The sequence below is a fragment of the Candidatus Arsenophonus phytopathogenicus genome (assembly GCF_056113345.1).
Window position 1 is genome coordinate 921190 of the sequence record NZ_JBUIOB010000017.1, and the last position, 12960, is coordinate 934149.

A 12960-nucleotide genomic window follows, 5' to 3' on the forward strand; every position below is an offset into this window, starting at 1 on the left:
GCCGATTGAAGGTTTTATGAGTGGAACGCAAGATGTGGATTGGGATTATTAGCCTGTTTCCTGAAATGTTTCGCGCAATAACCGAGTATGGAGTGATAGGTCGTGCAGTAAAAAATGGCCTATTGAATATACAGTGTTGGGATCCGCGAGATTATACTCACGACAGGCACCGTACTGTAGATGATCGCACTTATGGCGGTGGTCCAGGTATGTTGATGATGGTACAACCTCTTAGAGATGCCATTCATGCAGCAAAGTCTGAGATCGGTGAAGATGCTAAAGTAATTTATCTTTCACCACAGGGACGCAAACTTAATCAGCAAGGTGTTTGCCAATTGACGGCAAATAAAAAGCTTATTTTGGTTTGTGGTCGATATGAAGGTATTGATGAACGGATCATTGAAACTGAAATTGATGAAGAATGGTCAATTGGTGATTATGTTCTTAGCGGAGGAGAATTACCAGCAATGGTAATGATCGATTCAATTTCCCGGTTTATTCCTGGTGTATTAGGGCATCATGCATCAGCGGAAGAAGATTCTTTCATGACTGGGTTACTTGATTGTCCTCACTATACCCGTCCTGAGGTGTTAGAAGGTATGGAAGTTCCGAGTATCTTATTGTCGGGCAACCATGCTGAAATAGAGCGTTGGAGAAGAAAACAGTCACTAGGCCGAACTTGGCTTAGAAGACCTGAACTTCTAACAAGCCTAGCTCTGACTGACGAGCAGAGAATGTTGTTGGCAGAATTCCAACAGGAATATGAAGAACAGCAACGTATTAATTGAGACATTGTATCACACTGTCTTGTATATATCAGTTCACCTAGGGTAAGAGAGTAATTATGAGCAACATTATTAAACAGCTTGAAGAAGAGCAAATGAAGCAAAATATCCCTTCATTCCGTCCAGGAGATACCGTAGAAGTTAAGGTATGGGTGGTTGAAGGTTCTAAAAGACGTTTGCAGGCATTCGAGGGCGTGGTTATCGCTATTCGTAACCGCGGTTTGCATTCAGCATTTACTGTTCGTAAAATTTCTAATGGTGAGGGTGTTGAGCGTGTATTCCAGACACATTCACCAGTTATCGACAGTATCACAGTTAAACGTTGTGGTGCTGTTCGCAGAGCTAAATTGTACTACCTGCGAGAGCGTTCTGGTAAAGCAGCTCGTATTAAAGAGCGCTTGAACACTAAATAATTCGCTTTTCGCTTCATCCTAAAAATCTAAAAATCTAAAAATCTAAAAATCTAAAAATCTAAAAATCTAAAAATCTAAAAATCTAAAAATCTAAAAATCTAAAAAGCTCGCAATTTTTGCGAGTTTTTTTATTAGCTATTTTCAGCTTATTGCATTATTCGTTTTTATTTTTATTAGATCTTTTGTGTAATTTTTTATAAACGAAAAAATATTTTTCTTTATTTGAGGTGTAAATTTTTTTGTTTATTTTCATTCGATTATGTGTTTTTTTTCTGTTTTATTTTGTTAGTAAAGTAAATGTTACTATGTGTCGGCGCCATTGGATTGTATTATTTACAGTTCGTGTTATGGTATAGCCGAATTTCAAATCGGTGTAATGCAATGTAGGAAAAAAGTTAAACAGGTAAAAATAATGATCATGCAAAAAGATGAGCTTAATAATGTTAATATTTCTGATGAACAAATTTTAATTACACCGAAAGAGCTTAAAAAATATTATCCATTGGATCATAATAACCAGCAAATAATTAGTCAATCTCGCCGAATTATTGCTGATATTATTCAGCATCGTGATCCACGGTTGTTAGTCATTTGTGGCCCCTGTTCTATCCATGATGTGGATGTAGCGCTGGAATATGCTCATCGCTTAAAGCAGTTAGCAATCGAACTGAGTGATAGTTTATATATTGTCATGCGGGTTTATTTTGAAAAACCACGCACCACTACGGGCTGGAAAGGTCTGATTAGCGATCCGATGATGGATGGTTCTTTTGATATGGAAAAAGGACTACATATCGCACGTAAACTACTATTATCGCTTGTCGATATGGAATTGCCATTAGCGACAGAAGCACTTGATCCAAATAGCCCACAATATTTAGGTGATTTATTTAGTTGGTCCGCTGTAGGTGCTAGAACAACTGAATCGCAAACACATCGTGAAATGGCTTCAGGACTCTCCATGCCGGTTGGTTTTAAAAATGGTACTGATGGTAATTTAGTTACAGCAATTAATGCAATGAAAGCTGCTGCAATGCCACATCGGTTTGTGGGTATCAATCAATCAGGTCAGGTTTGTTTATTACAAACGCAAGGTAACCCTGATGGTCATATCATTTTAAGAGGAGGAGAAAAGCCAAATTACAGTGTGCAAGATATTGCAAATTGTGAAATACAGATGCGCAATGCTAATTTATCACCCTCTTTAATGATTGATTGTAGCCATGGTAATTCCCAAAAAGATTTTCGCCGTCAACCGCAGGTTGTTGAATCTATTATTGAACAAATTACAAATGGTAATCGGTCAATTACCGGTATGATGCTGGAAAGCCATATTAATGAAGGAGGTCAATCTTCAGAGCAATTACGTTCTAAAATGAAATATGGTGTTTCTGTCACTGATGCTTGTATTAGTTGGGAAACAACAGAGGCAGTATTAAGAAAATTACATACTAAAATTCGTTTACTACTTAAAGAGCGTATTAAGGCCCTAGAAAGAGCAAGTTAATTCAAGGTAAATTGATGTCAGCAGAATTATTACAATTACGTCAACAAATTGATGAAATCGATAAATCATTACTAGCTTTATTAGCAAAAAGAATGCAATTAGTGACGGCAGTTGGTGAAGTAAAAAGCCAACAAGGGTTACCTATCTATGTGTCAGAGCGTGAGGCTTCAATGTTGGAGGCGCGTCGCAAAGAAGCGGAAAAAATAGGTATTGCTCCTGATCTGATTGAAGATATCTTACGCCGCATTATGAGAGAATCTTACCTACATGAAAATAATCAAGGATTTAAAAAATTAAATGCTGATCTAGGGCCGATTATCATTGTAGGCGGCCAAGGTCGGATGGGAAAATTATTTAGTCGCTTATTTAGACTCTCGGGCTATGAAGTTTATAGTTTGAGCGAACAAGATTGGGATAGAGCTGATGAATTATTGGCTAATGCGGCGGTAGTAATGATTAGTGTTCCCATTCACTCAACGCTAGAAGTTATCCATAAATTGCCAAAATTGTCTGAAGATACATTATTGATGGATATCTCTTCTATTAAGCAGCAACCGCTTGAAGCTATGTTATCAGTGCATAATGGGTCTGTTGTTGGCTTACATCCCATGTTTGGCTCAGATGTAAATAGTATTGCTAAACAGGTTATTATTTATTGTGAAGGGAGAAATCCACAAGCATACCAATGGTTATTAGAACAATTGACTGTTTGGGGAGCCAGATTACATAAAATTAATGCTGTAGAACATGATAAATGTATGGGATTTCTCCAGGCACTTCGTCATTTTACTACTTTTGCTTATGGACGATATTTATCAGAACAAAAAGTCGATCTGCAACAATTGTTAACCCTTTCATCGCCTATTTATCGATTAGAGTTAGCAATGGTTGGACGTCTGTTTGCTCAGGATCCACAGCTTTATGCAGATATTATGGCATCCGATCAAAACATTGATTTAATTGCTAAATATTACCAAAGTTTTGGTCATTCTGTTGGATTGCTTAAAGAGAAAGATAAGGAAGAGTTTATTTCTCAATTTGAGAGAATTAGCCAATGGTTTGGTCAAGATGCTAAACGGTTCATGCAAGAAAGTAATACATTATTACAACAAGCTAATGATATTAGCCGTTAATTTACTGTTATTAATACTTTTAAAAAAACCGGGTATACAACCGGTTTTTTAGTTAGCAACACCGGTAGATGCTAAATTATCAGCTGGATAGCAGCCTAAAATTTTTATTGAGCGTGTCATTGCAGTTAACTTTTCTAAAGCATGTTGCATATCTGATGAGCGTAAGTTTGCTTGTACATCAATGTAAAACATTTCTTCCCATGGCTTGTTATCGATAGGGCGAGATTCTAATTTACTCATAACAATATTATGTTCTTTCAATACTAATTATGCATCGACTAAAGCAAAGATATCTTCGAATTTATCACAACTACATTCAATTGATTGGCTAAAATGGTGGGCTGAATATTGACGTGCTGCAAGATGAGAATAGGATCCATTAGGGCCTAAAAAAGCAATTCGGCCAGAATTATTTGGTAGCGGATTTAAGTGTTGCTGAAAACAGCCTGCTGCGTTAACACGAAATCTTGATTGATTGTTTGAAAAAGCCGCGTGATATAAAAGCTATCTAGACCTTGTTTTTCCCTTCAGCGATTAATCTATTTAGTAATTGCTGTTCATCGTTTGCCTCATTAATAGGCTGATTTATTTTTAATTTAGCGTCAGCGATATTAGTTGCTAAATGATGTCTTTCCGCCAGTAAATTTAATAACAAACTATCAAGTTCATTTATTTTTTTCTGCGTATTTAATAGATTAGATTTATTATCCATAATGATTTTCTCTGGTTGTATTTTTTTATTTTTGGGCGATTAATGATAATAAAAAAACGCCTTTCTGATAATTATCAAGAAGCCAACAAAAATTCAGTGAGTATAACGATTAAGCTTAATTATTAATCCTGTTTTCAATCAGTATTAATTATGAAGCTTATTTTTATGTTAGGCAAAACAAATAACATAATAAAAAACGCACTATTAAAAGTGCTCTTGGAGAAAGATTAAATGGCGAAAAGGTTATTACAAGGCGGCAAGATCTATCTCTTTTGCGGCTGGATAAGCACGCCTGGCCTCATTTTTATGTTGACGCTTATTAAGTTGTTTCTCAAGTTTAGTTATTAATTCATTGGTTGCAATATAAAAATTACTATGTTTTGCGCTTGCAAATAATTTTCCATTAGGTGTGTGAATATTGGCGTCGACAATAAACTCTTGAGGCTTTTTTGACAGCACAATGTGAGGATTAATTAAAGAAACTTGCCATTTGCTAAGTTTATTCAAACGTTCTTCAATGTGGTGACGTATAGCAGGTGTAATTTCTATGCATTTGCTTGTTATACTAACTATCATATCGCTACCTCACTTGTCATTGAGTTATGGATATTTTCAGAATAGCGATAATTAATAGAAAAAAAGTGATATTGATCGGTTTTATTTGGTCTCTAGTTAAAGTAATCGTGAGATTGTGATGCATTATCAAAAAAAGATGCTTGCTACTTGCATAAGATACTGGTTTTTTTGAATTATTACTTGATTGTGCTATTTTTATCGGTTTAAAAATTTAACATCTGGCTAAAACTCTTTTTACTATTAAAGTTAAAAACAGCAAAATAGCTTTGCTGTTTTTAATCAATAGCTTCTAACGATTATTTCGCCTCTAGGCAGGGTTAGCTGCGATTAATTCTGCAACCTTATTTTTTTCCTGTGTTAAACCCAACTTATTATAGGCTATTTCCATGTATTTTAATGCATTGCGTGTTGACTGGGTATCGGGATAATTTTTTAGCATCTGTTCAGTGCGATTAATAACAGCAACATAAGCACCACGTTTATTATAATATTTAATAATAGCCAGCTCATATTTTGCTAAACGCTCTTTTAGGAAGGCTAAACGTTTGCTAGCATCTGTTGCATACAGACTATTTGGATAAAAACGAACCAACTGGCTAAAGTCTCTAAAGGCTACAATTGCATGTTGAGGATCGCGATCTGAGCGATCAATACCAAAAAAATCTTGTAGAGCACTATCGTCTAACGCTTGTGCTGTAAGACCGCGCATATACAAAACATAGTCAATATTGGGATGTGTTGGATTCAAGCGAATAAATCGGTCAATGGTTGCTATCGCTAATGGCGGCTCCGCTGATTTATAGTAGGCATAAATCATATCCAATTGAGCCTGTTGGGCATAAGGCCCAAATGGATAACGATTATCAAGGGTTTCCAATAATTTAATTGCCCCTTTATAATTACCGTTTTGTAGTTTCTCTTGACTGCTGGTATAGATATCAGTGGGAGAGCTTTCTGGTAAAGTATCCTTATTGCTGGAGCATCCGGTAACAAGTAAACTTAATGTGGCTGCTGCCAGCAGATATTTTATACTTCTAATCACGTGGTTATTTCCTCTGAATGTTTTTGGGGCGATCTCCATAAAGCCCCTAACGGAATATGAGTTACAATAGCACATATTTTAATTAAAATGGCACTGTCGTCAAAATGTAAACTTCACTGTAGATAATTTTATGGCTCAACAATTACAACTCCAGGCACAAATTCTGGAATCACAACTTGGCCAACGTTTAGACCAGGCATTAGCTGAATTATTTCCTGATTATTCTCGCTCACGAATAAAAGAGTGGATTTTAGATAATAGAGTGCAGGTAAATGGCAAAATTATAAATAGGCCGAAAGAAAAAGTATTTGGTAGCGAACAAATTGCCATTGATGTACTTATTGAAGAAGATATGCGCTGGCAGCCACAAAATATTCCATTAAATATTGTTTATGAAGATGACGAAATAATTGTCATTAATAAACCTCGTGATTTAGTGGTTCATCCTGGTGCAGGGAATCCTGACGGAACGGTACTAAATGCGCTTTTATATCGCTATCCTGAGATTATTAATGTTCCACGAGCGGGGATCGTTCATCGGCTTGATAAAGATACTACCGGGTTAATGATTATTGCAAAAACGATTCCTGCCCAGACTCATCTGGTTGAAGCTTTACAGCTAAGAGAGATTACACGTGAATATGAAGCGGTAGTAAATGGTCGTATGACTGCTGGTGGAACGGTAGATGAACCTATTGCTCGTCACCCAACTAAGCGTACACATATGGCCATTCACCCGCTGGGCAAACCCGCTATTACCCATTATCGAGTAATGGAGCATTTTCGCGCTCATACCAGGCTTAGATTACGGTTAGAATCAGGTAGAACGCATCAAATTCGTGTTCACATGGCGCATATTAATCATCCTTTAGTTGGCGATCCGGTATATGGTGGCCGTCCACGCCCATTAAAAGGTGTTTCGGAAGAATTTCGTCAAGTTATGAACAATTTTGATCGTCAGGCTCTCCATGCCACGATGTTACGTTTATCTCACCCTCGTACAGGTATTGAAATGGAGTGGCACGCAGATATTCCTGCAGATATGGTTATACTAATTAATATACTCAGAGCAGATGCCATGATGCACAAAGATGAGATGGATTGGTAAATGGATAGCTTAATATATCCGGACTGGCCGCAACCTAAAACAGTCATGGCTTGTAGTACAACCCGTATTGGTGGCGATAGTTTGCCACCTTATGACAGTTTCAATCTAGGGTTACATGTCGGGGATCAAACGAGATTAGTGGAACAGAATCGGAGTAGCTTAATGAAAATTGCCCAACTACCAACACAGCCTTACTGGCTTAATCAGGTACATGGCACGCATATTATCGATTTGGCTAACGAAAAAAATGGTAATCGGCAAGCGGATGCTGCATATAGTAGCGAGCGAGGACAGGTATGTGTAGTGATGACAGCGGACTGTTTGCCTGTTTTACTCTGTAACCAACAAGGCACGGAAATTGCTGGCGTACATGCTGGCTGGCGCGGTTTGTGTGATGGGATCCTGGAAAAGGCAATAAAACAATTTAAATCACCGGGTTCCTCTATTATGGCCTGGTTGGGACCGGCAATTAGTGCGGAAAAATTTGAAGTAGGTAGTGAAGTCAGGGATGCTTTTATTCAACATGATGCAGAATTAGTGCAAGTTTTTAAAGCTTATGATAATGGTAAATATCTCGCTGATCTCTACTTGCTAGCGCGTTTGAAATTAAATGCAGTGGGTGTCAAAAATATTTATGGTGGAACCTATTGTACGGTTAGTGAGCCAACGCGTTTTTTTTCCTATCGACGTGATGGCGTAACAGGACGAATGGCATCATTGATCTGGTTAAAATAAATCTTTAATCAGATTAATTATTATTTTTTATATCAATAGCTGATTTTTATCGAAAGTAACTTGAATAATATGAAATAAAACCTCATTTAATCTGCATAAATGATTGCAATTGTATTTTGGAGGTATTATGCGTTTGGATCGTCTTACCAACAAATTTCAACAAGCACTAGCTGATGCTCAATCTTTAGCAATTGGACAAGATAATCAATTTATTGAACCAGTACATTTACTGGTTGCCTTGTTAGATCAAGAAGGCGGTACATTACGTCCTTTATTGACATCGAGAGGGGTTAATATTAGTCAGCTTAGTAACAAATTAAACGATATTCTCAATACCTTACCGCAAGTGCATGGCACTGCTGGTGATATCCAGCCATCAAACGATCTTATTCGGCACTTAAATTTGTGTGATAAGTTGGCGCAACAGCGAGGTGATACGTTTATATCCTCAGAGCTATTTCTTCTGGCAATTTTTGATGCCAAAACCTCCCTGGCAAATACGCTTAAAACGATGGGAGCGAATAAAGCAAATATAGAAAAGGCGATAGAACAAATGCGTGGTGGTGATAATGTTAATGACCAAGGTGCTGAAGAGCAGCGTCAAGCACTTAAAAAATACACAATTGATTTAACTGAAAGAGCTGAACAAGGCAAACTCGATCCTGTTATTGGACGTGATGAAGAGATCCGTCGAACGATACAAGTTCTCCAGCGCCGAACAAAAAACAATCCGGTTTTAATTGGTGAACCAGGGGTAGGTAAAACCGCGATTGTTGAAGGTCTTGCTCAAAGAATTGTTAATGGTGAAGTACCCGAAGGGCTGAAAAATAAACGCGTTCTCTCTTTAGGTATGGGTGCTTTGCTGGCTGGCGCTAAATATCGGGGCGAATTTGAAGAACGCTTAAAGGCTGTCTTAAATGATCTGGCCAAACAAGAAGGAAGTGTGATTCTGTTTATCGATGAATTACACACTATGGTTGGTGCAGGTAAAGCTGAAGGAGCGATGGATGCTGGTAATATGTTAAAACCAGCACTAGCGCGAGGAGAATTGCATTGTGTCGGTGCGACTACACTTGATGAATATCGTCAGTATATTGAAAAGGATGCGGCATTAGAGCGTCGTTTCCAGAAAGTTTATGTTGCTGAACCTACCGTTGAGGACACCATTGCAATATTAAGGGGACTGAAAGAACGTTATGAGCTGCATCATCATGTACAAATAACTGACCCTGCCATTGTTGCTGCTGCCAGTTTATCAAATCGTTATATTTCTGATCGTATGCTTCCTGATAAAGCAATAGATTTAATTGATGAAGCTGGCGCTAGCTTACGGATGCAGATGGATTCTAAACCGGAAGCGCTTGATCGTTTAGAACGTCGAGTTATTCAATTAAAACTTGAACAACAAGCGCTAAAAAAGGAATCTGATGACGCCAGTAAAAAGCGGCTTAAAATGTTAGAGGACGAACTAACGGAAAAAGAACGGGAATATTCAGAGCTAGAAGAAGAGTGGAAAGCTGAAAAAGCAGAGCTTACCGGTACACAGCATATAAAAGCGGAATTGGAAAACGCACGTATAAGTATGGATCAGGCTCGGCGTAGCGGTGATTTAGCTAAAATGTCAGAATTGCAATATGGTAAAATTCCTGAGTTAGAAAAACAACTTGAAGCTGCCACTAAAGCGGAAAGTCACACCATGAAGTTATTGCGCAATAAAGTAACTGATGCAGAGATTGCAGAAATATTAGCGCGCTGGACAGGCATTCCCGTTTCAAGAATGTTAGAAAGTGAGCGTGAAAAGTTACTTCATATGGAACAGGATCTGCATAAGCGTGTAATTGGTCAGAATGAAGCTGTTGATGCGGTATCTAATGCTATTCGGCGCAGTCGTGCTGGTTTATCAGATCCAAATCGGCCTATTTGCTCATTCTTATTTTTAGGTCCTACGGGTGTTGGTAAAACTGAGCTATGTAAGGCACTGGCAAATTTTTTATTTGATAGTGACGATGCAATGGTACGTATTGATATGTCCGAATTTATGGAGAAACATACAGTCTCCAGGCTAGTTGGTGCACCTCCAGGTTATGTAGGATATGAAGAAGGCGGTTATTTAACCGAAGCAATCCGACGTCGCCCTTATTCTGTTATTTTGCTGGATGAAATTGAAAAAGCGCATCCCGATGTTTTCAATATTTTATTACAAGTTCTGGATGATGGACGTTTGACCGATGGGCAAGGAAGAACGGTCGATTTTCGTAATACGGTTGTCATTATGACATCAAACTTAGGTTCGGATTTAATCCAAGAGCGTTTTGGTAGTTTGGGTTATGACGAAATGAAAGAACTCGTCATGGAAGTTGTCAGCCGTAGTTTCCGACCCGAATTTATTAACCGTATTGATGAAGTAGTAGTATTCCATCCACTCGATAAAGAGCAAATTACAGAAATTGCGCAGATCCAACTATCGCGTTTATATAAGCGAATGGAAGAGCAAGGCTATAAAGTAAAAATCACGCCAGCGGCGTTAGAAAAATTAGGCGAAGCGGGATTTGATCCGGTATTTGGTGCACGCCCTTTGAAACGAGCGATCCAACAAGAGATAGAAAATCCATTGGCTGAACAGATGTTATCAGGCAAATTAGTGCCAGGCAAACAAGTCACTTTAGATATTAAAAAAGGTGTTATTGTTGCTAAGCAATAAATAAAATTAAATTATTAATCTTATTTGAAGAGGTAATATTTGCCTTTTCAATAGTATTATAAGAACTCAATCGCCTTGATTAAAGATCATTATTAGCAACTAGCATAGATACTATCAATTCAAGGTTAGAGCAATAAATGAGCACTTAAACAGAAAAAATGTAAATAATAGTTGTTAGTTTCAGAAAAGCCCCTATAATTCTGACCCGTTATCGCGACTTAATTCATCAATAAAAGAATAAACGCGTATTAAGGTGAAAAGCGTAATATACGCCACCTCGCGGCCCAGGTCGCACGCTCTTTAACAATTAATCAGACAATCTGTGTGGGCACTTGCAAGACATCATCAAAAAATATTTGGTTTTAAAGTCTTGAAGAGTGACAAAACAGTTAATTCATATATGAACTAATATGCAGTAACGTTATTTTGGTCGGCAGCGGCGAAGGTGGTCAAATATCGGCAAAGCGAGTTGAACAAAAGCGCGTTACGGTCAGTAAAACATTCTTTGAGCATCAAGCTTTTAATTGAAGAGTTTGATCATGGCTCAGATTGAACGCTGGCGGCAGGCCTAACACATGCAAGTCGAGCGGCAGCGGGAGGAAGCTTGCTTCCTTGCCGGCGAGCGGCGGACGGGTGAGTAAGGTATGGGGATCTGGCCAAAGGGGGGGGATAACCACTGGAAACGGTGGCTAATACCGCATAATCTCTAAGGAGCAAAGTGGGGGACCGTTCTGGCCTCACACCTTCGGATGAACCCATATGAGATTAGCTAGTAGGTGGGGTAAGGGCTCACCTAGGCGACGATCTCTAGCTGGTCTGAGAGGATGATCAGCCACACTGGGACTGAGACACGGCCCAGACTCCTACGGGAGGCAGCAGTGGGGAATATTGCACAATGGGCGCAAGCCTGATGCAGCCATGCCGCGTGTATGAAGAAGGCCTTCGGGTTGTAAAGTACTTTCAGTCGTGAGGAAGGTGTTAAGGTTAATAACCTTAGCAATTGACGTTAGCGACAGAAGAAGCACCGGCTAACTCCGTGCCAGCAGCCGCGGTAATACGGAGGGTGCGAGCGTTAATCGGAATTACTGGGCGTAAAGGGCACGCAGGCGGTTAATTAAGTTGGATGTGAAATCCCCGGGCTTAACCTGGGAATGGCATTCAAGACTGGTTAGCTAGAGTCTTGTAGAGGGGGGCAGAATTCCATGTGTAGCGGTGAAATGCGTAGAGATGTGGAGGAATACCGGTGGCGAAGGCGGCCCCCTGGACAAAGACTGACGCTCATGTGCGAAAGCGTGGGGAGCAAACAGGATTAGATACCCTGGTAGTCCACGCTGTAAACGATGTCGATTTGGAGGTTGTGGTCATGAACTGTGGCCTCCGGAGCTAACGCGTTAAATCGACCGCCTGGGGAGTACGGCCGCAAGGTTAAAACTCAAATGAATTGACGGGGGCCCGCACAAGCGGTGGAGCATGTGGTTTAATTCGATGCAACGCGAAGAACCTTACCTACTCTTGACATCCAGCGAATCCTTTAGAGATAGAGGAGTGCCTTCGGGAGCGCTGAGACAGGTGCTGCATGGCTGTCGTCAGCTCGTGTTGTGAAATGTTGGGTTAAGTCCCGCAACGAGCGCAACCCTTATCCTTTGTTGCCAGCGAGTAGAGTCGGGAACTCAAAGGAGACTGCCGGTGATAAACCGGAGGAAGGTGGGGATGACGTCAAGTCATCATGGCCCTTACGAGTAGGGCTACACACGTGCTACAATGGCGTATACAGAGAGAGGCGAGCCAGCGATGGGGAGCGGAACTCAGAAAGTACGTCGAAGTCCGGATTGGAGTCTGCAACTCGACTCCATGAAGTCGGAATCGCTAGTAATCGCGGATCAGCATGTCGCGGTGAATACGTTCCCGGGCCTTGTACACACCGCCCGTCACACCATGGGAGTGGGTTGCAAAAGAAGTAGGTAGCTTAACCTTTTGGATGGCGCTTACCACTTTGTGATTCATGACTGGGGTGAAGTCGTAACAAGGTAACCGTAGGGGAACCTGCGGTTGGATCACCTCCTTACCTAGATAGATGGAATGTGAGTGTTCACACAGATTGTCTGATGAAGATTGAGCAGAAAGTATCATTAGGCCTGTAGCTCAGCTGGGAGAGCGCCTGCTTTGCACGCAGGAGGTCAGCGGTTCGATCCCGCTTAGCTCCACCATATTGCAAGATAAAAATAGAAAAAAAGTTATTCAGAGCAGG

The 12960-nt window shown here is 39.8% G+C and carries 9 protein-coding genes, 1 rRNA gene and 1 pseudogene; 8 read left to right on the top strand and 3 right to left on the bottom strand.

The window, feature by feature from the left end:
• Positions 1-32 precede the first annotated feature (32 nt).
• The 4 genes from trmD to tyrA all read left to right on the top strand — a co-directional run bounded on the left by trmD (position 33) and on the right by tyrA (position 3838).
• A complete protein-coding gene (gene trmD, locus AC01GB_RS08230) occupies positions 33-788 on the top strand; it encodes a tRNA (guanosine(37)-N1)-methyltransferase TrmD (protein WP_474451422.1) in 756 nt (251 codons plus the stop codon).
• Between the two features lie 56 nt (positions 789-844).
• Complete coding sequence (rplS, locus tag AC01GB_RS08235) at positions 845-1198, top strand: 50S ribosomal protein L19 (RefSeq protein ID WP_032115480.1); 354 nt, start codon at positions 845-847, stop codon at positions 1196-1198.
• A 412-nt stretch (positions 1199-1610) separates the two neighbouring features.
• Entirely contained in the window at positions 1611-2705 is a 1095-nt protein-coding gene (locus tag AC01GB_RS08240) for a 3-deoxy-7-phosphoheptulonate synthase (protein WP_474451423.1), read from the top strand.
• Between the two features lie 14 nt (positions 2706-2719).
• A complete protein-coding gene (gene tyrA / locus AC01GB_RS08245) occupies positions 2720-3838 on the top strand; it encodes a bifunctional chorismate mutase/prephenate dehydrogenase (RefSeq protein WP_474451424.1) in 1119 nt (372 codons plus the stop codon).
• Positions 3839-3886: 48 nt separating this feature from the next.
• Here tyrA and AC01GB_RS08250 read toward each other — a convergent pair.
• From AC01GB_RS08250 to bamD, 3 genes and pseudogenes are all read right to left on the bottom strand, one after another.
• Positions 3887-4550 (bottom strand): annotated as a pseudogene (locus tag AC01GB_RS08250) (chorismate mutase).
• 246 nt (positions 4551-4796) lie between these two features.
• Positions 4797-5126 (bottom strand): ribosome hibernation-promoting factor, HPF/YfiA family, encoded by a 330-nt coding sequence (gene hpf / locus AC01GB_RS08255; protein WP_474451425.1) that lies wholly within the window; start codon positions 5124-5126, stop codon positions 4797-4799.
• Between the two features lie 307 nt (positions 5127-5433).
• Positions 5434-6165 (bottom strand): outer membrane protein assembly factor BamD, encoded by a 732-nt coding sequence (gene bamD, locus AC01GB_RS08260; RefSeq protein ID WP_474452357.1) that lies wholly within the window; start codon positions 6163-6165, stop codon positions 5434-5436.
• 133 nt (positions 6166-6298) lie between these two features.
• On the opposite strand from bamD, the gene rluD reads away from it, so the two are divergent.
• The 4 genes from rluD (at position 6299) to AC01GB_RS08280 (ending at position 12777) form a co-directional block, all read left to right on the top strand.
• Positions 6299-7276, top strand: coding sequence for a 23S rRNA pseudouridine(1911/1915/1917) synthase RluD (rluD, locus tag AC01GB_RS08265; protein ID WP_474451427.1), 978 nt, complete (start codon positions 6299-6301; stop codon positions 7274-7276).
• The gene (yfiH, locus tag AC01GB_RS08270; RefSeq protein ID WP_474451428.1) at positions 7277-8011 is read left to right on the top strand and encodes a purine nucleoside phosphorylase YfiH; all 735 of its coding nucleotides are present in this window, start codon (positions 7277-7279) and stop codon (positions 8009-8011) included.
• Between the two features lie 127 nt (positions 8012-8138).
• Positions 8139-10712 carry an ATP-dependent chaperone ClpB gene (gene clpB / locus AC01GB_RS08275; RefSeq protein ID WP_474451429.1) on the top strand — a complete coding sequence of 858 codons (2574 nt, stop codon included), beginning with the start codon at positions 8139-8141 and terminating at the stop codon, positions 10710-10712.
• A gap of 521 nt (positions 10713-11233) precedes the next feature.
• Positions 11234-12777: ribosomal RNA gene (locus tag AC01GB_RS08280) — 16S ribosomal RNA — on the top strand.
• Positions 12778-12960 lie beyond the last annotated feature (183 nt).

What these genes read in the sequence shown, in the direction of transcription:
- trmD (WP_474451422.1), top strand. Translation starts at nt 33, where the DNA reads ATGTGGATTGGGATTATTAGCCTGTTTCCTGAAATGTTTCGCGCAATA.
- rplS (WP_032115480.1), top strand. Translation starts at nt 845, where the DNA reads ATGAGCAACATTATTAAACAGCTTGAAGAAGAGCAAATGAAGCAAAAT.
- AC01GB_RS08240 (WP_474451423.1), top strand. Translation starts at nt 1,611, where the DNA reads ATGATCATGCAAAAAGATGAGCTTAATAATGTTAATATTTCTGATGAA.
- tyrA (WP_474451424.1), top strand. Translation starts at nt 2,720, where the DNA reads ATGTCAGCAGAATTATTACAATTACGTCAACAAATTGATGAAATCGAT.
- hpf (WP_474451425.1), bottom strand. Translation starts at nt 5,126, where the DNA reads ATGATAGTTAGTATAACAAGCAAATGCATAGAAATTACACCTGCTATA.
- rluD (WP_474451427.1), top strand. Translation starts at nt 6,299, where the DNA reads ATGGCTCAACAATTACAACTCCAGGCACAAATTCTGGAATCACAACTT.
- yfiH (WP_474451428.1), top strand. Translation starts at nt 7,277, where the DNA reads ATGGATAGCTTAATATATCCGGACTGGCCGCAACCTAAAACAGTCATG.
- clpB (WP_474451429.1), top strand. Translation starts at nt 8,139, where the DNA reads ATGCGTTTGGATCGTCTTACCAACAAATTTCAACAAGCACTAGCTGAT.